Source organism: Nonomuraea sp. NPDC049419 (assembly GCF_040676995.1).
Taxonomy (GTDB): domain Bacteria; phylum Actinomycetota; class Actinomycetes; order Streptosporangiales; family Streptosporangiaceae; genus Nonomuraea; species Nonomuraea salmonea.
Genome location: NZ_JBFAQB010000001.1, coordinates 163262 through 188721 on the forward strand (window position 1 = coordinate 163262; position 25460 = coordinate 188721).

The following is a 25460-nucleotide window of genomic DNA, read 5'->3' on the forward strand; positions in this document are numbered from 1 at the left end:
ATCCGAGTCGGCATGGACGACGACGAGGCGATCGCCCGTTCGCTCAAGGGAGACCTGGCCGCCTATGAGGTGCTGGTCGCCCGCTACAGCACGCTCGCCCACCGCACCGCCGCCATGCTCGGCGCCGGTGACGAGGCGGAGGACGTCGTGCAGGAGGCGTTCGTCAAGGCCTTCCGCCACCTCGCCTCGTTCCGCCGCGACGCGCCGTTCAAGCCCTGGCTGCTGCGCATCGTCGCCAACGAGACCCACAACCTGACCCGCTCGCGCGGCCGTAGGACCGACCTGGCGCTCCGGCTGTCCGCCACCGCCGCCACCCGCGCGCCCGACGACCCCGAGGGCGCCGCCGTCGCCACCGACCGCCGCTCCCGGCTGCTCGCCGCCGTCCGCGCCCTGCCCGAACGGGAACGCCAGGCCGTCGTCTGCCGGTACTTCTTACAGCTGAGCGAGGCCGAGACCGCGCAGGTGCTCGACTGGCCCGTCGGCACCGTCAAGTCCAGCACCCATCGGGGGCTGGCCCAGCTGAGGGAGGAGGTGGGCGATGAGCTCGCGTGAGCCTGACAAGGACTACGAGGAGTACGAGGCGATCGAGGCGGAACTGCGGGCGCTCGGCGACCTCCTCGACACCCCTGCCCCGCCTCCGGCCGACGTCGCCGCCGCCGTCCGCACCCGCCTCACGCCGGCACCCGCACCGGACACGCCCCCCGGCACATCCGAGGCGGGCGGCACTCGGGAGGCGGAGGAAAGGCCCGACCCGCCGCATGTGCCGCAGCGGCGGCGCAGGCGGGTGGCGCGGTGGAAGGTCGCGACCGCCGCGGTCGTCGCCGTCGCCGCGCTCGTCGCGGCCACCCCTCAAGGCCGGGCCGCGGTGGTGCGGATCCTCAGGTTCGCCGGGATCGAGCTGCGCGTCGGCGACTCCACGCCGCCGCCCGTCACCACCACGGCGCCCCTGCCGGGCGAGCGCTCGGTCGCGCCCACCGAAGTGCCGCGCACGGCCAGGACCCCGGCCGCGCTCGGCCCTCCGCAGCGCACCACGGTCTCCGACGGCGGGCGGGTCGTGTCGATGTTCTGGCCGGACGGCATCAGGCTCGACCAGTTCGACGGCACCCTGGACCCGTACCTGTTCAAGCAGCTCGGCCCGCCCTACCCCGACTTCACCGAGGTCGGCGGCCGTACGGCGTGGTGGATCAAGGGCGACCACCCGCTCGGTTACATCAGGCGCCAGGACGGCACCGAGGTGCCCCTGCGCCAGGCCGGGCCCACCCTGATCTGGCAGCACGGCACGCTCAACCTCAGGCTCGAAGGGCTGAAGAGCAAGGAGGAGGCGGTCAGGGTCGCGGAATCACTCGGGTGAGCCGGCCAGCCAGTCGTCCACGCCCTTGAGCAGCTCCTTGCGTACGGACTCGGGGGCGGATGAGGACCGTACGGACTGGCGGGCCAGCTCGGCCACCTCCGCGTCGGAGAACCCGTAGACCTCCCTGGCCAGCTCGTACTGGCGCAGCAGCCGCGTGCCGAACAGCAGCGGGTCGTCGGCGCCCAGCGCGATCGGCACCCCCGCGTCGAACAACCGGCGCAGCGGCACGTCGGCCGGCTGCTCGGCGACCCCCAGGCCCACGTTCGAGGTGGGGCAGATCTCGCAGCAGATCTGCCGGTCGGCCAGCCGCTGCATCAGCCAGTCGTCCTCAGCCGCGCGCACGCCGTGGCCCACCCGGTCGGCGCCCAGGTCGTCCACGCACTGCGCGACGCTGCGCGGCCCCATCAGCTCGCCGCCGTGCGGCACCGACAGCAGCCCGCCCCGCTTGGCGATGCGGAACGCCCGCTCGAACTCCCGCGCCTGCCCGCGCCGCTCGTCGTTGGACAGGCCGAAGCCGACGACGTTCCTGTCCGCGTATTGGGTGGCCAGGCGGGCCAGCGTGTTGGCGTCGAGCGGGTGGCGGGTGCGGTTGGCCGCCACGACCACCGCCATGCCGATGCCCGCGTGCGCCGACGCCTGCTCCACCGCGTCCAGCATCAGCTCGAGCGTGGCCGTCAGGCCGCCGAAGCGCTGCGCGTAACCCGACGGGTCCACCTGGATCTCCAGCCACCGCGACCCGGCCGCCACCTCGTCCTCGGCGGTCTCGCGCAGCAGGCGGTAGACGTACGCGGGCTTGGTCAGCACGGATCTGGCGATGTCGTAGAGCCGCTGGAACCTGAACCAGCCCCGCTCGTCGGTGGCCCGCAGCTTGGGCGGCCAGTCCTGCTCCAGCGCGTCGGGCAGATGCAGCCCTTGCTCCCTGGCCAGCTCGATCAGCGTGGAATGCCGCATCGAACCGGTGAAATGCAGGTGAAGATGGGCCTTGGGAAGCGCGTGCAGAGGCCGTGGCATTGACATATCTTGCCACCGGTGCGGGTGTGGGGGAGGAAAGAGGCCCGGTCAGGGGTCCGACGGGGGGCGCGGTTGGGGACTCGATCGAAAGCCGGGGCGGAAGCGCGGCTGTTGGGGGTTCGATCAAGGGCTCAGGTGGGAGCGCGGCCGGAAGCTCGGCTGCGGGCTCGGCCGGTGGATCGACGTGGCACCGCCCTCGACGGACGGGGGCTCGGCGCGCCGCCGTCGTGGCACGGCCTGGGGCCGGGCGGCCGGGGGACGCTCGCCGTGGTCTCCTTCACGGCGACCGCCCTGATCATCTACGCGATCTTCTCCTCGGGCTTCGGCCGCCTCCCGCGCGCCGCGATCCGCGCTCCCGAGCCCCTGCCCGCCCCCGCCCCGGCGCCGGTCCAGCCGCCCGCCGCGGGCTCGGTCGCGGTGCCGGGGCCGGCGGAGACGGTCGCGGTCGTCGCCGACGGGTTCTGGCTCACGTACCTGCCGGGCGGCCTCGTACGCACCGGCGGCGACGGCACCGGCGCGAGGTTCGCGTCCGCGGCCGGCGGATTCGTCGAAGCCCAGGTGACACGCGGTACGGTGGCAGCGGACTTGGCCCGCTTCCTGAGCCGGATCAAGGTGCGTGACGCCCGCGCCACCACCGTGCGCGGCAGGCCCGCCGTGGCCGGCAGGCATCCGGCGGGCGGCCGGCTGATCGCCTGGCTCGAACGCCCCGGCACGGCGATGTCGATCCGGGTCAGCGACTCGCTCGGCGGCGAGCTCCTCGCTCTTGCCGCCTCCGTCAGGGCTCCTGTAGGAGACTAGGAGCCTTTTCCCCGGTAACCACTCACGTCAAGGGGGGTCGATGCGGCGGCCGGCGGCGGTGCTCCTCATGTTCGCGCTCACGGCGTGCGGCGGCGGCACGACGCACCCGGTGGCCACCCCGCCGGCCTCCCCGCCGGCCACCTCGCCCGCGCCCGAGCCGCTCGTCACCCACGCGGACGGCACCGTGCTCTCCTGTGACGGCCCCGGCGTGCGGCTGCCGTCCGCGCTGTCCGGGCTCAGCCCGGCGGGCTCGTTCACCCGCCTGGAGTCGCTGCGCCGCCCGCTGAAGGTGCGCGGCCGCGTCTGGAGCGACAACGACGAACGCCTCTACGTCGGCGTGGTCTGCGGCCCGCGCACGGCCGAGCAGTTCGTCACGCTCGTCGGCAAGGCCACGCTCACCCTGTACGGCGGCAAGCCCGCGCTGCGCTGGACCACGCGTACGGGCGTGCGCTGCTTCATGTGGCTGGAGAGGCCGGGCACCGCCGTCTACATCGGCGCCACGCCCGGCCTCGGCAGCGAGATCAAGCCGATCGCCGCCGACATCACGGCCGGCTGACCCGCGGGTGGCTCAGCGGGCCTCGGACAGCAGCTTGGCCAGCCGGCTGACGCCCTCGACGAGGTCGGAGTCGCCCAGCGCGTACGACAGCCGGAAGTAGCCCGGCGTGCCGAACGCCTCACCCGGCACCACCGCCACCTCGGCCTCCTCCAGGATCAGCTCGGCCAGGTCGCTCGACGACCGCGGCCGCCGCCCGCGCAGCTCCTTGCCGATCAACTCCTTGACCGAGGGATATGCGTAGAACGCACCCTTAGGTTCCGGGCACAACACGCCCGGGATCTCGTTCAGCATCCTGACCATGGTCTGCCGCCGCCGGTCGAAGGCCGCCCGCATCTCCGCCACCGTCGACAGATCACCGGAAACCGCCGCGAGCGCCGCCATCTGCGCCACGTTGGAGACGTTCGAGGTCGCGTGGGACTGCAGATTGGTGGCCGCCTTCACCACGTCGGACGGCCCGATCAGCCAGCCGACCCGCCAGCCCGTCATCGCGTACGTCTTGGCCACGCCGTTGAGGATCACGACCCGGTCGCCCAGCTCGGGGACGGCCGTGGCGATGCTGGTGGACTCGGCGTCGCCGTACACGAGGTGCTCGTAGATCTCGTCCGTGACCACCCACAGCCCGTGCTCGGCCGCCCAGCGCCCGATCGCGACCGTCTGCTCGCGCGAGTAGACCGCGCCCGTCGGGTTGGACGGCGAGACGAACAGCAGCACCTTCGTCCGCTCGGTGCGCGCCGACTCCAGCTGCTCGACGCTCGCGAGGTAACCGGTCGACTCGTCGGTCACGACGTCGACCTGCACGCCGCCCGCCAGCTTGATCGCCTCGGGGTAGGTCGTCCAGTAAGGAGCGACGACCAGCACCTCGTCGCCCGGGTCGAGCAGCGTCGCGAACGCCTCGTACACCGCCTGCTTGCCGCCGTTGGTCACCAGCACCTGCGCCGGCTCGACGGCGTAGCCGGAGTCGCGGCGGGTCTTCTCGGCGATCGCCTTCTTCAGCTCGGGCAGGCCGCCGGCCGGCGTGTACTTGTGGAAGCGCGGCTCGCGGGCCGCCCGCACGGCGGCCTCGACGATGTAATCGGGCGTCGGGAAGTCGGGCTCGCCCGCGCCGAAACCGATGACGGGACGCCCGGCCGCCTTCATCGCCTTCGCCTTGGCGTCTACGGCGAGCGTGGCGGACTCGGAAATCGCGGAAATTCTCGCGGAGATGCGGGGTCGCGTGGACATGCGTCCATGCTCCCACGCGGTGCCCACGCGGGCGTGACCTGGGCGATCAGGTTTTGGTTCGACGTGACGGGCAATGACCCGTATGCTTTCGCCTGGTCCTTCCGCCGCATGTCGGCGAGCGGTTCGGTCCAGGCAGTGAGTCGATCAGGGTAGTCTGGTCTACGACATAGGGCACTGGCGCAATTGGTAGCGCACCGGTCTCCAAAACCGGCGGTTGGGGGTTCGAGTCCCTCGTGCCCTGCGAGTGCGGTCCGCGCAATAATTGGCGTGTAAGCGCGCCGCAAAACTGCGTTGGATACGACTGATCAGGTGAGGACTGTGGCGATCGACACGCGCGGCGAGACCGCAGACAAGCCTAGTGGCGAGAAGAAGACACGCACTTCTCCTGCCCTCTTCTATCGGCAGGTCGTCAACGAGCTTCGTAAGGTCATCTGGCCGACACGCAAGGATCTCATCACCTATACCACGGTCGTTCTGATATTCGTTCTGATCATGGTCGCGATCGTGTACGGGCTCGACAGTGCCCTGGGATGGGCGGTCCTCCGCGTCTTCGGCGGATCCTGACCGAAGACTTCGAGGGGTGATCGCCTGACGGAGTCGCCATTCGATACCACGAAAGAGGAAGAGTCACCGTGTCCGAGTCTTCAGTTCCGGCGGACGAGTCCCGCGACGAGTGGGGCGACGAGCTGGAAGAGGCCACCGAGGAGTCCGCTGCGGCGGCTTCCGAGGAGGCCGAGGTCGAGGAGAGCGACGAGGCGGGCGAAGAAGAGGCCGCCGCCGTCGAGGACGGTTCGGTTCTTCCCGACGTCGACCCCGTCGAGGAGTTCAAGGACTCGCTGCGCGGCCTGCCCGGCGAGTGGTACGTCATCCACTCCTACGCCGGTTACGAGAACCGGGTGAAGTCCAACATCGAGAGCCGCAACGTGTCGCTCAACATGGAGGACTACATCTACCAGGTCGAGGTGCCCACGCACACCGTCCAGGAGTTCAAGAGCGGCAAGAAGGTCCCGGTCAAGGAGCGCGTGCTGCCCGGCTACGTCCTGGTGCGCATGGAGCTGACCGACGAGTCCTGGGCCGCCGTGCGCAACACCCCGGGCGTCACCGGCTTCGTCGGCCTGTCCAACAAGCCGAGCCCGCTCAGCCTCGACGAGGTCGCCAAGCTGCTGGCGCCCGAGCCGACAGAAGAGACCAAGAAGGCCACCACCAAGGCCGCCGCGGGTCCCACGGTCGAGTTCGAGATCGGCGAGTCCGTCACCGTCATGGACGGCCCGTTCGCCACGCTGCCCGCCTCGGTGAGCGAGATCAGCCCCGAGTCGCAGAAGCTCAAGGTGCTCGTGTCGATCTTCGGTCGCGAGACTCCGGTGGAGCTCTCGTTCAACCAGGTCTCGAAGATCTGAGACGATCACATACACTTAGACGTTCGGCCGGCCGCCTCTCGCGAAGGGCGGCCGCCGACATGTCAGGGGCGCAACCGCGGCTCTGACCGCATCGCAATCAGGACCCGGAGAAGGACACATGCCTCCGAAGAAGAAAATCGCCGCACTGGTGAAGGTCCAGCTCCCCGCTGGCCAGGCCACCCCGGCGCCGCCGGTGGGTACCGCCCTCGGTCCCCACGGCGTCAACATCATGGACTTCGTCAAGCAGTACAACGCTGCCACGGAGTCGCAGCGGGGCAACATCATCCCCGTTGAGATCACCATCTTCGAGGACCGCAGCTTCAGCTTCATCACGAAGACGCCGCCGGCCCCCGAGCTGATCAAGAAGGCGCTCGGCCTCGACAAGGGCAGCGCCGTCCCGCACCGCGACAAGGTGGGCAAGCTCAGCCGCGAGCAGCTGCGCAGCATCGCCGAGACGAAGATGCCCGACCTCAACGCCAACGACATCGAGGCGGCCGAGAAGATCATCGCCGGCACCGCCCGGTCGATGGGCATCACGATCGCCGAGTAAGACCTTCCCGCAAGAAGTCGTGGGAGGGCCGTCCTGACCGTCGGCCCGGACACCACTAGGAGTACAGAATGCAGCGCAGCAAGGCGCACAAGGACGCGGCAGCCAAAATCGACCGCGACAAGCTCTACACGCCCGTCGAGGCCGCGAAGCTGGCCAAGGAGACGTCGACCACCAAGTTCGACGCCACCGTCGAGGTCGCTCTCCGGCTGGGCGTCGACCCTCGCAAGGCCGACCAGATCGTGCGCGGCACGGTCAACCTCCCGCACGGCACCGGTAAGACCGCCCGGGTCCTGGTCTTCGCGACCGGTGACCGTGCCGAGGCGGCCCGCGAGGCGGGTGCCGACATCGTCGGCGCCGACGAACTGATCGACGAGATCTCCAAGGGCAACCGGCTCAACGAGTTCGACGCCGTGGTGGCCACGCCCGACCTCATGGGCAAGGTCGGCCGCCTCGGCCGCGTTCTCGGCCCGCGCGGTCTCATGCCCAACCCCAAGACCGGCACCGTGACGCCCGACGTCGCCAAGGCCGTGACGGAGATCAAGGGCGGCAAGATCGAGTTCCGCACCGACCGGCAGGCCAACCTGCACTTCATCATCGGCAAGACGTCGTTCGGCGAGCGCCAGCTCATCGAGAACTACGCCGCCGCTCTCGACGAGGTGCTGCGTCTCAAGCCGTCGGCGGCTAAGGGCCGTTACCTGAAGAAGGTCACCTTCTCCACCACGATGGGCCCGGGCGTCCCGGTCGACCCCAACCTCACCCGCGGCCTCACGGCCGACCTGGAGAGCTGACCCTCAACGCTTCACAGCGACGCCCCCGCCCGAGCTCGTCTCGGGCGGGGGCGCCGTCGTTTCCACGCCAGCGCCTCCAGCACGGAGACGCTGCGGTTCTCGCGCCAGCGCCTCCAGCACGGAGACGCTTCGATATCACCCCCGCGTTTCCTGCACGGGGTCGCTGTGATTCTCCAGCTGAGCCGGCCTGAGCCGGCCTGAGCCGGCCAGCTGAGCCTCCGCGCTCCTGCCCGCGCCTCTGAGCCTCCGCGCTCCTGCCCGCGCCTCCACCCGATCTTTTCCGCGGGGCGCCGCCTCTCTCCCCCAAGCCTCTAGCGCAGGGCCGTTGGGCCTCGTGCTTCTGAGGTGGCCGCATCCGAGCTTTCGGTGGGAGCGCCGTGTTCGCGCTCGTCCTCTCGCGCAGGGGGCGCTGAGCTCTCGTGCCTCTTCCAGGACCCGCACCCGAGCTCTCGGGCGGGGCGCCGTCATCACCCACCCCAGGCCCCTTGTGGGGGCGCTGACGTTCTCCTGCCCGCCCCGGCCTGTTGAGCAGGGTTCTGGCAGTCCTCACCCGAGCCACCTCATGCCTGCGCTGCGCTGCGCTTCCGCGTCGCTCGGCGAGCGTCGGCGGCGTGCTTGGGGTTTTTCTGTGGGGAAGGAAGTCAGATGAGCTGGGGGTTTTCATGGTGTGTGGGAAGTGTGCAGGGCGTGTGAGGGATAACCCTGGGTTTTCCCCTATTTGTTGGGGGAAGCCGCCACAGCAGGAAAAGTAAACGTAGGGTCAAAGACATGCTGAAGCGCACGATAAGTATGACCGCGGCCGGAGCCGCACTAGTCGTGGCCGCGGTCGCCGGTTGTGGATCGAACGCCCAGCCCATCCAGGTCAACCTGGCCGCCTCCGAGGTGCTCACCCAGGCCGCGCAGAAGACCGCAGAGGTCACGAGCTACACGGTCGACGCCGTGGTGAACCTGACGCATCCCCAGGAGGGCAGCGGCAAGGTGCAGGGCCGCATGCTCTACCAGAGCAAGCCGCAGCTCGCGGCCGACCTCACCCTGGACACGGTGGACATGGGGCAGCGCAGCGTGCCGGGCGGTGTCCGCGCCGTGCTGCAGGGCGACACCGTCTACGTCAAGGTCGAGGCGCTCAAGGAGCTCCTGGGCGCGACCAAGCCGTGGATCAAGGTCTCGCTCAAGGACGCCGGCGGCGGCTCTGGCGAGGTGAACGAGGTGCTCACCCAGGTGCAGCAGTTCGACCTCGGCAACATGACCAAGCTGATCACGGCCTCGCAGGACGTCAAGGCCGCCGGCAACGAGACCGTCAACGGCGAGGACACCACCCACTACAGCGGCACCTTCCCGGTGGAGGCCGCCGTGCAGCAGCTGCCGGCCGACAAGCAGGAGCAGGCCCGTGACGGCCTGGCCGAGCTGAAGGACATCAAGTTCGACATCTGGGTGGCGGCCGACGGCCTGCCCCGCAAGATCGCCCTGAACGGCTCCAAGGACGGCGCCACGCTCGACGCCACCCTGTTCTTCAAGGGCTTCAACGAGCCGGTCAGCATCCAGGCCCCGCCCGCCGACCAGGTCGGTGAGCTGCCGAAGGGCACCACCAACTGAGAACGATTTGGAAACTCGGCGGCCAGCACGTACGCTGGTCGTTGCCGAAGACCGCCGGTCGTCGTCAGGTGCTCTAAATCTGGCGACCGAAGGATCCACGTCATGTGGACGGCCCGCGCAGGTGTGATGCGAGTTTCCCACATGGTCATTCCGTGTGCGTGAGCCCCGTGCGCCCTGCGCCCGGGGCTGTTCTCATGTCGGGGGCCTTCGCCGGTGGCACATCTGGAAGGAGGCCCATGGCGAGGGCGGATAAGGCGACAGCGGTTGCCGAGCTCAAGAGCGAGTTCGAAGGCAGCGCCGCCGCCGTTCTGACCGAGTACCGCGGTCTCACCGTCGCTCAGCTCAAGGAGCTGCGCACTGCTCTCGGTGAGAATGCGAAGTTCGCCGTGGCGAAGAACACCCTGACCAAGATCGCGGCCAACGAGGCCGGCGTCGCGGGCCTCGACAGCCTGCTCACCGGTCCGACCGCGATCGCGTTCGTCAACGGCGACGTTGTCGAGGCGGCCAAGGGTCTGCGTGACTTCGCCAAGGCCAATCCCCTCCTGGTGATCAAGGGTGGCGTCCTCGAGGGCAAGGCACTCGACGCCGCCGAGATCACCAAGCTTGCCGACCTCGAGTCCCGCGAGGTTCTCCTCGCGAAGCTTGCCGGTGCCATGAAGGCCAAGCAGAGCGCCGCGGCCGCGATGTTCGCCGCTCTGCCCACGCAGATGGCCCAGCTGGCCGAGGCCCTGCGCGCCAAGCGCGACGAGGCGGGCGAGTAGCACGGGGGTTGCCGCAGCACACCGCGGTCCCGTTCCCAGTTTTCTAGCAAGTCCTAACGTAAGGAAACCATCATGGCGAAGCTCAGCACCGACGAGCTGCTCGACGCTTTCAAGGAGATGACCCTCCTCGAGCTGTCCGAGTTCGTGAAGGTCTTCGAGGAGACCTTCGACGTCAAGGCCGCCGCCCCGGTCGCGGTCGCCGCCGCCCCGGCTGCCGGCGCTGCCGGTGGCGAGGCCCCCGCGGCCGAGGAGCAGGACGAGTTCGACGTCATCCTCGAGGCTGCCGGCGACAAGAAGATCCAGGTCATCAAGGAGATCCGCGCCCTGACGTCCCTGGGCCTCAAGGAGGCCAAGGACCTGGTCGACGGCGCTCCGAAGCCGGTCTTCGACGGCAAGGTCAACAAGGAGCAGGCGGAGAAGGCCAAGGCTGCCCTCGAGGGCGCCGGCGCCACCGTGACCGTGAAGTAACTTTCCCTTCGCTTCACGCACAGCTCAACGAGAAGAGGCGGACACACCCTGGTGCCGGGTGTGCCGCCTCTTTTCGCGTTTCCGGAGCCGGTCAGGCCGCTTCGTGGATCCGGGCGATGGCGCTGGTGTCCATGTAGTCCCTGGTGTGGACGATGCCGCCGTCCCCGACGCGCAGGACGAGGAGGCTCGGGACGGTCAGGTGGCGGCCGGCGACCGTGCCGTGGACGGTCTGCTCCACGACGACCACCTGCGGGTCCTCGGTGCGATGCACGGCGACCCGGCATACCTCGTCGATCTCGAACGGCGTGGCGTCCCACATCGCGTGGTAGCCCCGACGGACCTCCTCCCTGCCCTGGAACGGCGGCGCCGCGCCGAAGGGGAACTCGTGCAGGCCGTCCTCGGCGTACAGGTCGGCCAGCTCGTCGGGGGACTTGTGCAGCATGGCCGCGTGGTAGGCGGTGACGATCTCTTCGACGGACATGGGGCGATCACCCATTCGCTCAACGGTCGTTGACTCAACGAGCGTAGAGCGAAGATGGAGGTTCGGTCAACGCATGTAGAGTCGGGGCGTGGGTGAGGAGACGGCGCTTCCGCGCGCCGAGCGGCGGCGCAGGACCGAGGCGCGGATTCTCGACGCCGCGCGGTCCCTTTTCGCCGACATGGGGTACGAACGCGCCACCATCAGGGCCGTGGCCAAGGCGGCGGAGGTGGATCCCGCGTTGGTGATGCAGTACTTCGGCAGTAAGCAGGAGCTGTTCCAGCGGGCCGTGGAGGTGACGTCGGCCCCAGGTGGCGGGCAGGCTGGAGGGCCGGATCCTGGCGACGCTCAGGCGGCCGTCGAGGAGGTCGTGGAGCGGCTGCTGGGCTCGTTGCCCATGAAGCTGGGGGAGCTGTCGCAGAGCCGGCTGGCGATGCTGCGTTCGATGCTCACCCATCCCGAGGCCGCGGTCTCGGCGCGCCGGGCGCTGGGGGAGCAGATCGACCGGGTCGCGGAGGCCCTCCCGGGCGAGGACGCGCGGCTGCGTGCGGCGCTGATGACGCTGGTCCTGCTGGGCGTCACGGTCGGCCACCAGCTCCTGGAGCTGGACGAGCTGCGCGACGTGCCCGAGGAGGAGATCGCCCGGCTGCTGCGCCCGAGCCTGCGCGCGCTCACCGGGCAGGACCCGCGATAACCGCCCGGTAACAAGCTGCTGGAACAGGTTCTCGTCAGGCGGCCCGCCGTTACCGTGAAGGCGGTGGCGCGGGCGCGTCACGTCCCGAGCACATCCTGCGACCGGAAGGTGACCAGGTGGGCGTCGAAGTCGTGGTGGACGGGCTGACGAAGTCGTTCGGACGGCAGGTCATCTGGGAGGACGTCTCGCTCACGCTGCCCGCGGGCGAGATCTCCGTCCTGCTCGGCCCTTCCGGCACCGGCAAGTCGGTCTTCCTCAAGACGCTGGTCGGCCTGCTGCGCCCCGACCGCGGCCACATCTGGATCGACGGCCACGACCTGGCCACCTGTAAAGAGAACACGCTCTACGAGCTGCGCCGGCTCTTCGGCGTGCTCTTCCAGGACGGCGCCCTGTTCGGCTCGCTCAACCTCTACGACAACATCGCCTTCCCGCTGCGCGAGCACACGCGGAAGAGCGAGACGCAGATCCGCCAGATCGTCATGGAGAAGATCGACCTCGTCGGCCTGCTGGGCGCCGAGTCGAAGCTGCCGGGGGAGATCTCCGGCGGCATGCGCAAGCGGGCGGGCCTGGCCAGGGCGCTGGTGCTGGAGCCGGAGATCATCCTGTTCGACGAGCCGGACTCGGGGCTCGACCCCGTCCGTACGGCGTTTCTCAACCAGCTCATCGTGGACATCAACGCCGACATCGAGGCGACGTTCCTGATCGTCACGCACGACATCAACACCGCCCGTACGGTGCCCGACGACATCGGGCTGCTGTTCCGGCGGGAGCTGGTGATGTTCGGGCCGCGGGAGATGCTGCTGTCCAGCGACGAGCCGGTGGTGCGGCAGTTCATGAACGCCAGGAGGCACGGGCCCATCGGCATGTCCGAGGAGAAGGACGTCTCCGAGCTGGAGGCCGAGGCGCGGATGGGGCACGATCCCGGTGTCCTGCCGCCGATCCCGCCGCAGCTCATGCCGTCCGGCGGGCGCATCCGCCGTACGCAGCGGCCGCCCGGCGAGTGGCTGGCGGCCAACGGGGTGACCCCGCCCGAGGGGTCGTTCGTGGACGATCAGGGCCGTAACTGGCTCCGGGAGTACCGCCGCCTGCTCCAGGCGCACCTCCACGACGTCACCTGACCGCCGGCACGCCAAGCGGCGCAGGCGCACCTCTGCGGCATCACCCGACCGCCGGCGCACCGAGCGGCGCAGGCGACCCTGCACGGCGTCACCTGGCCTCCAGGTTCCCTCGCGGTCTTCGCCACCCCTCCCGGCCCTCGATGCGCTTCCAGGGCGCTCTCAGGGCCCTCTGGAGGCATTTGCGGGGCTTAGTCATGAATGGTGGGGCAAGTGCGCTCTGTGCCCGTTTCCTGCCTGAGAGCGGGCCTCCCTGCCGTCCCAGACCGCCTCTGTCGATTAGGGGGCTTAGGCGGCGGGTGTCGCGTTATGATCCGGCAGCGGCCGGCCGGGAGGGGAGTGAGCACAGGTGGCAGGACTCGGTGCTCGGCCCGCCCGCATCCTCCTGGCGGCGCTCAGCGGGGTCCTGGCGGTCCTGGTGGGCACGGGCGTGTGGATCGCCGCCCAGGCGCGCGACGAGCAGGGCAGGGCGGGCGACAGGCGGGCGGCGCTGGCGGCGGCGGGCGAGCACGCGAAGAACCTGATGTCGCTCGACCACAAGAGCGTCGACACCGATGTACGCCGCATACTCGACACCTCGACGGGGGCGGCGAAGCAGGAGTACGAGGCCAACCTCGGCAAGCTGAGGAACACCACGCTCGAGAACAAGGTCGTCCAGCACGGCGTGCTCCGCGCGACCGGCCTGGTCTCGACGACCGCCACCACGGCGCGGGTGCTGGTCGTCGCGGATGTGGAGATCCGCTGGGAGGGGTCGCGCAGCGCGCCTCAGGAGCGCTATTACCGCTGGCAGATGGACCTGACCAAGAGCGGCGGGCAGTGGCTGGTGTCGAAGGTGGTGCAGGTGCCGTGAGGATCTTCGCGATCGTGCTGCTGAGCCTGCTCGTGGCGGTGGGCTCGGTGCTCGTGCCGACCATGTGGTTCAACCTGCGCGACCTGCGCGAGGCCGAGGCGGCGGCCAGGGCGGCGGTGGCCGAGGCCAAGAGGCTCGCGCCCGATCTGCTCTCGTACGACTACCGCACGATCGAGGAGGACCTGGCGCGGGCCGGCACGTTCACGACGGGGGAGCTGACCGAGCACTACAAGGAGCTGACCAGGACTCTCGTGTCGCGGGCGAAGGAGCAGAAGATCGTCCAGAGCGTGGCAGTGGCGGCGGCCGGGGTCGAGCGCGCCAAGCCCGACAAGGTAGAGGTTCTGCTGTTCGTGAACACTGGTACGGTCAAGGAGGTCCCCGGTAAAGAAGGACTCCAGCAAGAGTTCACCCAGAACCGGGCAAGGTTCGTCATGGTCCGGCAAGATTCGCGCTGGCTGGTGGCGGGCCTGTCCACGCTGCTGGGCACCGCGTGAGGCCCTGGAGATCACGGGCGCGCCGCTACCTTCAATTGTTACCAAAATTCAGGTTTGGTGCAGCCTTCTGCAGGGGTACCTAGGTCATCGCAACACCGGTTGTCGGCATGGGTTCGCACCCCGGTGTGACGGAGCGTTAACCGCCCCCGTTCGCGGGTATCGTCTTGGGCCTGGCGGTAGGCGATCAGTCACACAGGGGAGAAAACCCAGCGTCCGGGCCCTGAGTCGGCTAAAAGTCGGGCTTGTGGGCTTGACGTATCCGCCTGAACGGGCGATGCTGCGACCAACGTGGAGCATGCAGCGAGGGCGAAGTGGACAGGCGTGTGCCGTTCGGCTACACTGCCCCTTTGCGCTGCCCTTTGACGACCCGCGATGCTTGCTCACGTTGCGAGGTTGTCTGGCGTGCGTGTAGTCAGTCCGCCGCGAGCCCTCGGAAGGACATCTGTTGGCAGCCTCGCGCAACGCCTCCGCCGTACCCGCTGGTCCCCGTCGCGTCTCTTTTGCGCGCATCCAGGAGCCTCTCGAAGTTCCTGACCTTCTCGCTCTGCAGACCGAGTCTTTCGACTGGCTGCTCGGAAACGAGAAGTGGAAGGCCCGGGTAGAGGCGGCTCGCCAGGCCGGGCGCAGGGACGTCCCGACCCAGTCGGGTCTCGAAGAGATCTTCGAAGAGATCAGTCCTATCGAGGACTTCTCGGGGACCATGTCCTTGTCGTTCCGGGATCACCGGTTCGAGCCGCCGAAGTACTCCGTAGATGAGTGCAAAGAGAAGGACATGACCTTCTCCGCCCCGATGTTCGTGACGGCGGAGTTCATCAATAACACCACCGGTGAGATCAAGAGCCAGACGGTGTTCATGGGCGACTTCCCGCTCATGACGCCCAAGGGCACCTTCATCATCAACGGCACCGAACGAGTCGTGGTCTCGCAGCTGGTCCGCTCGCCCGGCGTCTACTTCGAACGCAGTGTCGACAAGACATCCGACAAGGACCTCTACGGCTGCAAGGTCATCCCGTCGCGGGGTGCCTGGCTCGAGTTCGAGATCGACAAGCGCGACAGCGTCGGTGTGCGCATCGACCGTAAGCGCAAGCAGGCCGTCACCGTGCTTCTCAAGGCACTGGGATGGACCAACGAACAGATTCTCGAGCGCTTCGGCCAGTACGAGTCGATGCGGGCCACCCTGGAGAAGGACCACACGGCCGGCCAGGACGACGCCCTGCTCGACATCTACCGCAAGCTGCGGCCCGGTGAGCCGCCGACCAAGGAGTCGGCGCAGACCCTGCTGGAGAACCTCTACTTCAACCCCAAGCGCTACGACCTCGCGAAGGTCGGCCGCTACAAGATCAACAAGAAGCTGGGCGTCGACGCCGACATCACGCTGGGCACGCTGACCGAGGACGACATCGTCGCCACGATCGAGTACATCGTGCGCCTGCACGCCGGCGAGGAGTCCATGCCGGGCGCCAACGGCGAGGTCATCGTCGAGGTCGACGACATCGACCACTTCGGCAACCGTCGTCTGCGCAGCGTCGGCGAGCTCATCCAGAACCAGGTCCGCCTGGGCCTGGCCCGCATGGAGCGCGTCGTCCGCGAGCGCATGACCACGCAGGACGTCGAGGCGATCACGCCGCAGACCCTGATCAACATCCGCCCCGTGGTGGCCTCGATCAAGGAGTTCTTCGGCACCTCGCAGCTGTCGCAGTTCATGGACCAGACCAACCCGCTGGCCGGCCTGACGCACAAGCGGCGTCTGTCCGCGCTGGGTCCCGGTGGTCTGTCGCGTGAGCGGGCCGGGTTCGAGGTCCGTGACGTGCACCCGTCCCACTACGGCCGGATGTGCCCGATCGAGACCCCTGAAGGCCCCAACATCGGCCTGATCGGCTCGCTTGCCTCCTACGGCCGGATCAACGCCTTCGGCTTCGTCGAGACGCCTTACCGCAAGGTCGTCGACGGCAAGGTGACCGACCAGATCGACTACCTCACCGCCGACGAGGAAGACCGCTACGTCAAGGCGCAGGCCAACACGGCGCTCAACCCCGACGGCTCGTTCGCCGAGGCCCGCGTCCTGGTCCGCACCAAGGGTGGTGAGACCGAGCTCGCGCGTGCCGAGGAGGTCGACTACATCGACGTGTCGCCGCGCCAGATGGTGTCGGTGGCCACCGCGATGATCCCGTTCCTCGAGCACGACGACGCCAACCGCGCGCTCATGGGCTCCAACATGCAGCGCCAGTCGGTGCCGCTGCTCAAGAGCGAGGCGCCGCTGGTCGGCACCGGCATGGAATACCGTGCCGCGACCGACGCCGGCGACGTCATCAGCGCGGAGAAGGCCGGTGTGGTCGAGGAGGTCTCGGCCGACTACATCACGGTCATGAACGACGACGGCACGCGGACGACGTACCGCGTGGCGAAGTTCAAGCGCTCCAACCAGGGCACCAGCTTCAACCAGAAGCCCATCGTCGCCGAGGGCGACAGGGTCGAGGTCAACCAGGTCATCGCCGATGGTCCCTGCACCGACAACGGCGAGATGGCGCTGGGCAAGAACCTCCTGGTGGCGTTCATGCCGTGGGAGGGCCACAACTACGAGGACGCGATCATCCTGTCCCAGCGCCTGGTGCAGGACGACGTGCTCTCCTCGATCCACATCGAGGAGCACGAGGTCGACGCCCGCGACACCAAGCTGGGCCCCGAGGAGATCACCCGCGACATTCCGAACGTGTCCGAGGAGGTGCTCGCCGACCTCGACGAGCGCGGCATCATCCGCATCGGCGCCGAGGTCGTCCCCGGTGACATCCTGGTCGGCAAGGTCACGCCCAAGGGTGAGACCGAGCTGACTCCGGAGGAGCGGCTGCTGCGCGCGATCTTCGGTGAGAAGGCCCGCGAAGTGCGCGACACCTCGCTGAAGGTGCCGCACGGCGAGCAGGGCAAGGTCATCGCGGTGCGCGTGTTCTCCCGCGAGGAGGGCGACGAGCTGCCTCCGGGTGTCAACGAGCTGGTCCGCGTCTACGTGGCCCAGAAGCGGAAGATCACCGACGGCGACAAGCTGGCCGGCCGGCACGGCAACAAGGGCGTCATCTCCAAGATCCTGCCCGTGGAGGACATGCCGTTCCTCGAGGACGGCACGCCGGTCGACATCATCCTCAACCCGCTGGGCGTGCCCGGCCGGATGAACGTCGGCCAGGTCCTGGAGACCCACCTCGGGTGGATCGCCGCCCGCGGCTGGGACATCTCCGGTGTCCAAGAGGCGTGGGCCGAGCGGCTGCGCGAGAAGGGCTTCGACAAGGTGGCCCCGCGCACCAACATGGCGACGCCGGTCTTCGACGGCGCCCACGAGGAGGAGATCGTCGGCCTGCTCGACAGCACCATCCCCAACCGCGACGGTGACCGGATGGTGCAGGCGACCGGTAAGGCGCAGCTGTTCGACGGGCGTTCCGGCGAGCCGTTCCCCTACCCGATCGCGGTGGGCTACATCTACATCCTGAAGCTGCTCCACCTGGTGGACGACAAGATCCACGCGCGGTCCACCGGCCCCTACTCGATGATCACGCAGCAGCCGCTGGGCGGTAAGGCCCAGTTCGGCGGCCAGCGGTTCGGCGAGATGGAGGTGTGGGCCCTGGAGGCCTACGGCGCCGCGTACGCGCTGCAGGAGCTGCTGACCATCAAGTCCGACGACGTTCTCGGCCGGGTGAAGGTCTACGAGGCCATCGTCAAGGGCGAGAACATCCCCGAGCCGGGCATCCCCGAGTCGTTCAAGGTGCTCATCAAGGAGATGCAGTCGCTGTGCCTCAACGTCGAGGTGCTCTCCAGCGACGGCATGTCCATCGAGATGCGCGACACCGACGAGGACGTCTTCCGCGCAGCGGAGGAGCTCGGTATCGATCTGTCCCGGCGTGAGCCGAGCAGCGTGGAAGAAGTCTGAGGGGGAGATCGCACAAATGCTGGACGTCAACTTCTTCGACGAGCTTCGGATCGGGCTGGCGACGGCCGACGACATCCGTCAGTGGTCGCACGGCGAGGTCAAGAAGCCGGAGACGATCAACTACCGCACCCTCAAGCCGGAGAAGGACGGGCTCTTCTGCGAGAAGATCTTCGGTCCGACCCGCGACTGGGAGTGCTACTGCGGCAAGTACAAGCGAGTCCGGTTCAAGGGCATCATCTGTGAGCGCTGTGGCGTCGAGGTGACGCGCGCCAAGGTGCGCCGTGAGCGGATGGGCCACATCGAGCTGGCCGCGCCGGTCACGCACATCTGGTACTTCAAGGGCGTCCCGTCGCGCCTCGGCTACCTGCTCGACCTCGCCCCGAAGGACCTGGAGAAGGTCATCTACTTCGCGGCGTACATGATCACGCATGTCGACACCGAGCTGCGTGAGCGTGACCTGCCCTCGCTGGAGGCGAAGATCTCCGTCGAGCGGCAGCACATCGAGCAGCGCCGTGACGCCGACATCGAGGCCAGGCAGAAGAAGCTCGAGTCCGACCTGGCCGAGCTCGAGGCCGCCGGCGCCAAGGGCGACCAGCGCCGCAAGGTGCGTGAGGGCGCCGAGCGCGAGATGCGTCAGCTGCGCGACCGCGCGCAGCGCGAGCTCGACCGCCTCGACGAGGTCTGGAGCCGCTTCAAGAACCTCAAGGTCCAGGACCTCGAGGGCGACGAGCTGCTCTACCGCGAGATGCGTGACCGCTTCGGCCGCTACTTCAAGGGCGGCATGGGCGCGCAGGCGATCCAGGACCGCCTGATCAGCTTCGACCTCGACGCCGAGGCCGAGAACCTGCGCGAGACCATCCGCAGCGGCAAGGGCCAGAAGAAGGCCCGGGCGCTCAAGCGGCTCAAGGTCGTGTCGGCGTTCCTCAACACGACCAACTCGCCGCGCGGCATGGTGCTCGACTGCATCCCGGTCATCCCGCCGGACCTGCGCCCGATGGTGCAGCTCGACGGTGGCCGGTTCGCGACCTCCGACCTCAACGACCTCTACCGCCGGGTCATCAACCGGAACAACCGCCTCAAGCGTCTGCTCGACCTCGGTGCGCCCGAGATCATCGTGAACAACGAGAAGCGGATGCTGCAGGAGGCCGTCGACGCGCTGTTCGACAACGGCCGTCGCGGTCGCCCGGTCACCGGTCCCGGCAACAGGCCGCTGAAGTCCCTCAGCGACATGCTGAAGGGTAAGCAGGGTCGCTTCCGCCAGAACCTTCTGGGCAAGCGCGTCGACTACTCCGGCCGTTCGGTCATCGTCGTCGGCCCGCAGCTCAAGCTGCACCAGTGCGGCCTGCCCAAGCAGATGGCGCTGGAGCTGTTCAAGCCGTTCGTGATGAAGAGGCTGGTCGATCTCAACCACGCCCAGAACATCAAGTCGGCCAAGCGGATGGTCGAGCGCGCCCGCCCCGTGGTGTGGGACGTGCTCGAAGAGGTCATCACCGAGCACCCGGTCCTGCTCAACCGCGCGCCGACGCTCCACCGCCTGGGCATCCAGGCGTTCGAGCCGCAGCTCGTGGAGGGCAAGGCCATCCAGATCCACCCGCTCGTCTGCACCGCGTTCAACGCGGACTTCGACGGCGACCAGATGGCGGTGCACCTGCCGCTGTCGGCTGAGGCACAGGCCGAGGCACGCATCCTGATGCTCTCGACCAACAACATCCTCAAGCCGGCCGACGGCAAGCCCGTCACCATGCCGACCCAGGACATGGTGATCGGCCTCTACTGGCTGACCACCATGAAGGAGGGCGCCAAGGGTGAGGGCCGCGTGTTCGGCTCGATCGCCGAGGCGCAGATGGCCTTCGACCGCCGCGAGCTGGAGATCCAGGCGAAGATCCAGATCCGGCTCAAGGACGTCCTGCCGCCGCGTGACTGGGTGGCCCCCGAGGGCTGGGAGCAGGGTGACCCCATCCGGCTCGAGACCACGTTCGGGCGGTGCCTGTTCAACCAGACGCTGCCGGACAGCTACCCCTTCGTCGACTTCCAGGTCGGCAAGAAGCAGCTGTCGACGATCGTGAACGAGCTGGCGGAGACCTACCCGAAGATCGAGGTCGCCAACTCGCTCGACGCGCTCAAGGACGCCGGTTTCCGCTGGGCGACCCGCTCCGGTGTCACGATCTCGATCGAGGACGTCGTCGCGCCCCCGAACAAGACCGACATCATGGAGAACTACGAGCGCCGGGCCGACAAGGTCCAGCGCGAGTACGAGCGTGGTCTGATCACCGACGAGGAGCGCCGTCAGGAGCTCATCGAGATCTGGACCCACGCCACGGCCGACGTCGAGACCGACATGGTCAACGCCTTCCCGGCGACCAACCCGGTCTGGATGATGGTCAACTCCGGCGCCCGTGGTAACAAGATGCAGGTCCGGCAGATCGCCGGCATCCGCGGTCTGGTGTCCAACACCAAGGGTGAGACGATCCCGCGGCCGATCAAGGCCTCGTTCCGCGAGGGCCTGTCGGTGCTGGAGTACTTCATCTCCACCCACGGTCAGCGGAAGGGTCTGGCCGACACCGCCCTGCGTACCGCCGACTCGGGTTACCTGACCCGTCGTCTGGTCGACGTCGCCCAGGACGTCATCGTGCGCGAGATCGACTGCGGCACCGACCGCGCGGTCCCGCTCCACGTGGCCGACCGCGACGCCTCGGGCAACCTGGTGAAGGCGGAGAACGCCGAGTCCAACGTGCACGGCCGCATCCTGGCCGAGGACGTCGAGGTCGACGGCAAGGTCATCGTCCCGGCGGGCGTCGACATCAACGACATCCACGTGACGAAGCTGGTGGAGGCGGGCGTCGAGACCGTCCGCACCCGCAGCGCGCTCGTCTGCGAGGCCAAGATCGGTGTCTGCGCGACCTGCTACGGCCGCTCGCTGGCCACCGGCAAGCTCGTGGACGTCGGCGAGGCCGTCGGCATCATCGCCGCCCAGTCGATCGGTGAGCCCGGCACGCAGCTGACGATGCGGACCTTCCACACCGGTGGTGTGGCGGGCGCCGACATCACGCACGGTCTGCCGCGTGTCACAGAGCTGTTCGAGGCGCGCATCCCCAAGGGTGTCGCCCCGATCTCCGAGGCCGAGGGCCGGGTCAGGATCGACGAGACCGACAAGACCAGGAAGATCGTGATCACCCCTGACGACGGGTCGGAGGAGATCGCCTACCCGGTCTCGATGCGTTCGCGCCTGCTCGTGCAGGAGGGGCAGCGCGTCACGGTCGGCCAGCAGCTGGTGGCCGGTGCGGTCAACCCCAACGAGGTGCTGCGCATCCTCGGCCCGCGGGCCGTGCAGCTGCACCTGGTGGCGGAGGTCCAGCAGGTCTACCGCTCGCAGGGTGTGTCGATCCATGACAAGCACATCGAGATCATCGTGCGGCAGATGCTCAAGCGCGTGAACGTGCTGGAGTCCGGTGACACCGACCTGCTGCCCGGCGAGCTCGTGGAGCGTCCGCGCTTCGAGCAGATGAACCGCGAGACGGTGGCGGAGGGCGGCTCGCCGGCCGCCGGCCGTCCGGTGCTGATGGGCATCACGAAGGCGTCGCTGGCCACCGAGTCGTGGCTGTCGGCGGCCTCCTTCCAGGAGACGACCAGGGTGCTGACGGACGCGGCGATCCACGCCAAGTCCGACTCGCTGCTGGGCCTGAAGGAGAACGTCATCATCGGTAAGCTCATCCCGGCCGGTACGGGCATGCCCCAATACCGCAACATCCGGGTCGAGCCGACCGAGGAGGCCAAGGCGGCGATGTACACCGTCGGTGGCTACGACGGCTCCGCGGCCGACTACACCTTCGGCACCGGCAGCGGCGAGGCCGTGCCGCTGGAGGAGTACGACTTCGGCCAGTACAACCGGTAAGACGGCTCAGGGCGGCGCGCCCGGGTCCCTCGGCGAGGGACCCGGGCGCGTCCCTTTTCCGGCCCGCTCACAGGCGCGTACGTAGTCATCCGGCGTGGAGTGGGACAAAACACGGTTACGGTCAGGTGGCGGTTCGCTGACTTGGGGACGGGACACCCCGGGGGCCTATATCATTGGTCCGGAGCTGTGGATGGGCTGGATGAGATAGGCCCAGGCGACCCGGAGTGGCAAGGCTTGCCCGCATTGCCGCGCCGTTTTGACGTGTCGCCAGGGCCTGGGTAGTCTTGAGCATCGTGCCCGTCTTCTAACGGGCTCTCGACCGTGCGCTCATTGCGGGCGCGGGACGGCTTCCTGGCTCGTAATCCTCGCGGACGTGTCTGTGCGAATAGCGCGACACGCCCGAGCGCGGGGGCACCGAGACAAGAAAAACCAGCAGGTCATGACACCGGCAGTACCTGCGACGCAAGACCTATGACGTAACACCGGCCAAGGCACGAAACGGAGTGGCAGTGCCCACTATTCAGCAGTTGGTCCGCAAGGGCCGGCAGGACAAGGTCTCCAAGACCAAGACTCCTGCCCTCAAGGGGAGTCCGCAGCGGCGCGGCGTGTGCCAGCGCGTCTACACCACCACCCCGAAGAAGCCCAACTCGGCACTGCGCAAGGTGGCCCGCGTTCGGCTCACGAACGGCATCGAGGTCACGGCTTACATCCCCGGTGTGGGCCACAACCTGCAGGAGCACTCCATCGTGCTCGTGCGTGGCGGTCGTGTGAAGGACCTGCCTGGTGTTCGCTACAAGATCATCCGCGGTTCGCTCGACACCCAGGGTGTCCGCAACCGCAAGCAGGCCCGTAGCCGCTACGGCGCGAAGAAGGAGAAGAGCTAACAATGCCGCGTAAGGGTTCTCCTGGCCGTCGTCAGCTGATGGCTGACCCGGTTTACAGCTCGCCGCTGGTGACCGCCCTGATCAACAAGGTGCTTCTGGACGGCAAGCGCTCCATCGCGCAGTCGATCGTCTACGGCGCCCTTGAGGGCTGCAGGGAGAAGACGGGCAACGACCCGGTCGTCACCCTGAAGCGCGCGCTTGACAACGTCAAGCCGACCCTCGAGGTCCGCAGCCGTCGCGTCGGTGGCGCGACCTACCAGGTGCCGGTCGAGGTGCGCGCCGCGCGCAGCACCACCCTGGCCCTGCGCTGGCTGGTGCAGTACTCCCGCGCCCGCCGCGAGAAGACCATGACCGAGCGCCTCATGAACGAGCTCCTCGACGCCAGCAACGGCCTCGGGGCGAGCGTGAAGAAGCGCGAGGACACCCACAAGATGGCCGAGTCCAACAAGGCCTTCGCCCACTACCGCTGGTAGTGGATCCGACGAGACGACGAGGACGCGAGAGAAGTGGCCACCACGACCGCTCTTGACCTGGCCAAGGTCCGCAACATCGGGATCATGGCCCATATCGACGCGGGCAAGACCACCACGACCGAGCGCATCCTGTTCTACACCGGTATCAACTACAAGATCGGTGAGGTCCACGAGGGCGCTGCCACGATGGACTGGATGGAGCAGGAGCAGGAGCGCGGCATCACCATCACGTCTGCCGCGACGACGTGCGAGTGGCTCGGTCACACCATCAACATCATCGACACTCCCGGCCACGTCGACTTCACCATCGAGGTGGAGCGTTCGCTCCGCGTCCTCGACGGGGCCGTCGCCGTCTTCGACGGTGTCGCGGGTGTCGAGCCCCAGTCGGAGACGGTGTGGCGGCAGGCTGACCGCTACAACGTCCCGCGCATCTGCTTCGTGAACAAGATGGACCGGGTCGGCGCGGAGTTCCACCGCTGCGTCGACATGATGATCAGCCGTCTCGGCGCCACGCCGGCCGTCATCCAGCTTCCGCTGGGTGTCGAGGCCGACTTCAAGGGCGTCATCGACCTGATCAAGATGAAGGGTCTCGTCTGGAGCGCCGAGGCGGCCAAGGGCGAGATGTACGACACCGTCGACATCCCGGCCGACCACGCCGACGCCGCCCGCGAGTGGCGTGACCGGCTCATCGAGACCGTCGCCGAGAACGACGACGAGCTGATGGAGCTCTACCTCGAGGGCACCGAGCCCACCGAGGAGCAGCTGGTCGCGGCCATCCGCCGGGCGACCCTGTCGAGCGCCATCAACCCGGTCCTGTGCGGCACCGCGTTCAAGAACAAGGGCGTGCAGCCCCTGCTCGACGCGATCGTCGCCTACCTCCCCGCCCCGACCGACATCCCGTCCTTCAAGGGTCACGCGGTCGGCAACGAGGAGAAGGTCATCGAGCGGCACGCCGACCCCACCGAGCCCTTCTCGGCGCTGGCGTTCAAGATCGCGAGTGACCCGCACCTGGGCAAGATCACCTACATCCGCATCTACTCGGGCACGCTCGAGGCCGGTTCACAGGTCGTCAACTCTGTGAAGGGCAAGAAGGAGCGGATCGGCAAGATCTACCAGATGCACGCGAACAAGCGTGAGGAGCGCCCGTCGGCGATCGCCGGCCAGATCGTCGCGGTCATGGGTCTCAAGGACACCACGACCGGCGACACCCTGTCCGACCCGTCGAACCAGGTCGTGCTCGAGTCGATGACGTTCCCGGCTCCGGTCATCAACGTCGCCATCGAGCCCAAGACCAAGGGCGACCAGGAGAAGCTGTCCACCGCCATCCAGCGGCTGGCCGAGGAGGACCCGTCCTTCCAGGTCCGCCGTGACGAGGAGACCGGTCAGACGGTCATCTGGGGCATGGGCGAGCTTCACCTCGAGATCCTCGTCGACCGGATGCGTCGCGAGTTCAAGGTCGAGGCCAACGTGGGCCGCCCGCAGGTGGCCTACCGCGAGACCATCCGCCGCAAGGTGGAGAAGATCGACTACACCCACAAGAAGCAGACCGGTGGTTCCGGTCAGTTCGCGCGGGTGATCATCGACCTCGAGCCGCTGGGCGAAGGCAACGACGGCTACGAGTTCGAGAACAAGGTCACCGGTGGCCGCGTCCCGAGGGAGTACATCCCGTCGGTCGACGCCGGCGCCCAGGAGGCCGCCGAGTTCGGCGTGCTGGCCGGTTACCCGATGGTGGGCGTGAAGGTGACGCTGACCGACGGTGCGGCCCACGACGTTGACTCCTCGGAAATGGCGTTCAAGATCGCCGGCTCGATGGCCTTCAAGGAGGCCGCGCGCAAGGCGGACGCCGTGCTCCTCGAGCCGATGATGGCCGTCGAGGTGACCACCCCCGAGGACTACATGGGTGATGTCATCGGTGACCTCAACGGTCGCCGCGGGCAGATCCAGTCGATGGACGAGCGGGCCGGCGCCCGTGTCGTCCAGGCGCTCGTGCCGCTGTCTGAGATGTTCGGCTACGTGGGTGACCTGCGTAGCAAGACGCAGGGGCGCGCGAGCTACAGCATGCTGTTCGACTCCTACGCGGAGGTGCCTCCGGGCATCGCCAAGGAGATCGTCGCGAAGGCCCGGGGCGAGTAGTTTCCGGTCCGGCCGCGCGAGCGGACGGACCGGGCTCACG

General features: G+C 68.3%; 23 protein-coding genes and 1 tRNA gene. 21 read left to right on the plus strand and 3 right to left on the minus strand.

Annotated features, from left to right (window positions below; translation table 11 throughout):
- Window positions 1–12: 12 nt before the first annotated feature.
- Together AB0K12_RS00870 and AB0K12_RS00875 are read left to right on the plus strand one after the other, a co-directional pair.
- The gene (locus AB0K12_RS00870; RefSeq protein ID WP_364554701.1) at window positions 13–552 is read left to right on the plus strand and encodes an RNA polymerase sigma factor; all 540 of its coding nucleotides are present in this window, start codon (window positions 13–15) and stop codon (window positions 550–552) included.
- Window positions 539–1351, plus strand: a complete 813-nt coding sequence (locus tag AB0K12_RS00875) for a hypothetical protein (protein ID WP_364554703.1) — start codon at window positions 539–541, stop codon at window positions 1349–1351. Before AB0K12_RS00870 ends, AB0K12_RS00875 begins: the two co-directional genes overlap by 14 nt.
- Here AB0K12_RS00875 and AB0K12_RS00880 read toward each other — a convergent pair.
- Window positions 1340–2362 carry an adenosine deaminase gene (locus tag AB0K12_RS00880; RefSeq protein ID WP_364554705.1) on the minus strand — a complete coding sequence of 341 codons (1023 nt, stop codon included), beginning with the start codon at window positions 2360–2362 and terminating at the stop codon, window positions 1340–1342. The genes AB0K12_RS00875 and AB0K12_RS00880 overlap by 12 nt on opposite strands.
- A 174-nt stretch (window positions 2363–2536) precedes the next feature.
- Between AB0K12_RS00880 and AB0K12_RS00885 the strand changes: the two genes are divergently transcribed.
- Both AB0K12_RS00885 and AB0K12_RS00890 read left to right on the plus strand, forming a co-directional pair.
- Window positions 2537–3160 carry a hypothetical protein gene (locus tag AB0K12_RS00885; protein WP_364554707.1) on the plus strand — a complete coding sequence of 208 codons (624 nt, stop codon included), beginning with the start codon at window positions 2537–2539 and terminating at the stop codon, window positions 3158–3160.
- A 40-nt stretch (window positions 3161–3200) separates the two neighbouring features.
- A complete protein-coding gene (locus AB0K12_RS00890; protein WP_364554709.1) occupies window positions 3201–3716 on the plus strand; it encodes a hypothetical protein in 516 nt (171 codons plus the stop codon).
- Between the two features lie 12 nt (window positions 3717–3728).
- On the opposite strand, the gene AB0K12_RS00895 is transcribed toward AB0K12_RS00890, so the two are convergent.
- Window positions 3729–4937 (minus strand): pyridoxal phosphate-dependent aminotransferase, encoded by a 1209-nt coding sequence (locus AB0K12_RS00895; protein WP_364554711.1) that lies wholly within the window; start codon window positions 4935–4937, stop codon window positions 3729–3731.
- Between the two features lie 168 nt (window positions 4938–5105).
- Here AB0K12_RS00895 and AB0K12_RS00900 point away from each other — a divergent pair.
- The 8 genes from AB0K12_RS00900 (at window position 5106) to rplL (ending at window position 10494) form a co-directional block, all read left to right on the plus strand.
- Window positions 5106–5178: transfer RNA gene (locus AB0K12_RS00900), tRNA-Trp, on the plus strand.
- A 77-nt stretch (window positions 5179–5255) separates the two neighbouring features.
- Window positions 5256–5501, plus strand: a complete 246-nt coding sequence (gene secE, locus AB0K12_RS00905; protein ID WP_187415017.1) for a preprotein translocase subunit SecE — start codon at window positions 5256–5258, stop codon at window positions 5499–5501.
- A gap of 68 nt (window positions 5502–5569) precedes the next feature.
- Window positions 5570–6334, plus strand: a complete 765-nt coding sequence (nusG, locus tag AB0K12_RS00910; protein WP_355429710.1) for a transcription termination/antitermination protein NusG — start codon at window positions 5570–5572, stop codon at window positions 6332–6334.
- 118 nt (window positions 6335–6452) lie between these two features.
- Entirely contained in the window at window positions 6453–6884 is a 432-nt protein-coding gene (rplK, locus tag AB0K12_RS00915) for a 50S ribosomal protein L11 (RefSeq protein ID WP_355429713.1), read from the plus strand.
- Between the two features lie 68 nt (window positions 6885–6952).
- A complete protein-coding gene (gene rplA / locus AB0K12_RS00920) occupies window positions 6953–7672 on the plus strand; it encodes a 50S ribosomal protein L1 (RefSeq protein WP_355429716.1) in 720 nt (239 codons plus the stop codon).
- Window positions 7673–8440: 768 nt separating this feature from the next.
- Window positions 8441–9265, plus strand: coding sequence for an LppX_LprAFG lipoprotein (locus tag AB0K12_RS00925; RefSeq protein WP_364554714.1), 825 nt, complete (start codon window positions 8441–8443; stop codon window positions 9263–9265).
- A gap of 236 nt (window positions 9266–9501) precedes the next feature.
- Window positions 9502–10026: a 50S ribosomal protein L10 gene (gene rplJ, locus AB0K12_RS00930; protein WP_345395607.1), complete on the plus strand. Its 525-nt coding sequence runs from the start codon at window positions 9502–9504 to the stop codon at window positions 10024–10026.
- A gap of 72 nt (window positions 10027–10098) precedes the next feature.
- Window positions 10099–10494, plus strand: a complete 396-nt coding sequence (gene rplL, locus AB0K12_RS00935; RefSeq protein ID WP_355429723.1) for a 50S ribosomal protein L7/L12 — start codon at window positions 10099–10101, stop codon at window positions 10492–10494.
- A gap of 91 nt (window positions 10495–10585) precedes the next feature.
- On the opposite strand, the gene AB0K12_RS00940 is transcribed toward rplL, so the two are convergent.
- Complete coding sequence (locus AB0K12_RS00940) at window positions 10586–10975, minus strand: nuclear transport factor 2 family protein (protein WP_364554716.1); 390 nt, start codon at window positions 10973–10975, stop codon at window positions 10586–10588.
- Window positions 10976–11063: 88 nt separating this feature from the next.
- Between AB0K12_RS00940 and AB0K12_RS00945 the strand changes: the two genes are divergently transcribed.
- From AB0K12_RS00945 to fusA, 9 genes are all read left to right on the plus strand, one after another.
- Entirely contained in the window at window positions 11064–11666 is a 603-nt protein-coding gene (locus AB0K12_RS00945) for a TetR family transcriptional regulator (protein WP_364554718.1), read from the plus strand.
- A gap of 116 nt (window positions 11667–11782) precedes the next feature.
- Window positions 11783–12784, plus strand: coding sequence for an ABC transporter ATP-binding protein (locus tag AB0K12_RS00950; protein ID WP_364554719.1), 1002 nt, complete (start codon window positions 11783–11785; stop codon window positions 12782–12784).
- Between the two features lie 346 nt (window positions 12785–13130).
- Window positions 13131–13631, plus strand: a complete 501-nt coding sequence (locus tag AB0K12_RS00955) for a hypothetical protein (protein ID WP_364554721.1) — start codon at window positions 13131–13133, stop codon at window positions 13629–13631.
- Window positions 13628–14125 (plus strand): hypothetical protein, encoded by a 498-nt coding sequence (locus AB0K12_RS00960; protein WP_364554723.1) that lies wholly within the window; start codon window positions 13628–13630, stop codon window positions 14123–14125. The genes AB0K12_RS00955 and AB0K12_RS00960 overlap by 4 nt, the downstream gene beginning before the upstream one ends.
- A gap of 445 nt (window positions 14126–14570) precedes the next feature.
- Window positions 14571–18038 carry a DNA-directed RNA polymerase subunit beta gene (rpoB, locus tag AB0K12_RS00965; protein ID WP_364554725.1) on the plus strand — a complete coding sequence of 1156 codons (3468 nt, stop codon included), beginning with the start codon at window positions 14571–14573 and terminating at the stop codon, window positions 18036–18038.
- 16 nt (window positions 18039–18054) lie between these two features.
- Window positions 18055–21930, plus strand: a complete 3876-nt coding sequence (locus AB0K12_RS00970; protein ID WP_355425627.1) for a DNA-directed RNA polymerase subunit beta' — start codon at window positions 18055–18057, stop codon at window positions 21928–21930.
- A gap of 509 nt (window positions 21931–22439) precedes the next feature.
- Window positions 22440–22814: a 30S ribosomal protein S12 gene (gene rpsL / locus AB0K12_RS00975; RefSeq protein WP_020542315.1), complete on the plus strand. Its 375-nt coding sequence runs from the start codon at window positions 22440–22442 to the stop codon at window positions 22812–22814.
- 2 nt (window positions 22815–22816) lie between these two features.
- On the plus strand, window positions 22817–23287 hold the full coding sequence (gene rpsG / locus AB0K12_RS00980; RefSeq protein WP_020542314.1) for a 30S ribosomal protein S7: 471 nt from the start codon (window positions 22817–22819) through the stop codon (window positions 23285–23287).
- 33 nt (window positions 23288–23320) lie between these two features.
- Complete coding sequence (gene fusA / locus AB0K12_RS00985) at window positions 23321–25420, plus strand: elongation factor G (protein ID WP_355425624.1); 2100 nt, start codon at window positions 23321–23323, stop codon at window positions 25418–25420.
- Window positions 25421–25460 lie beyond the last annotated feature (40 nt).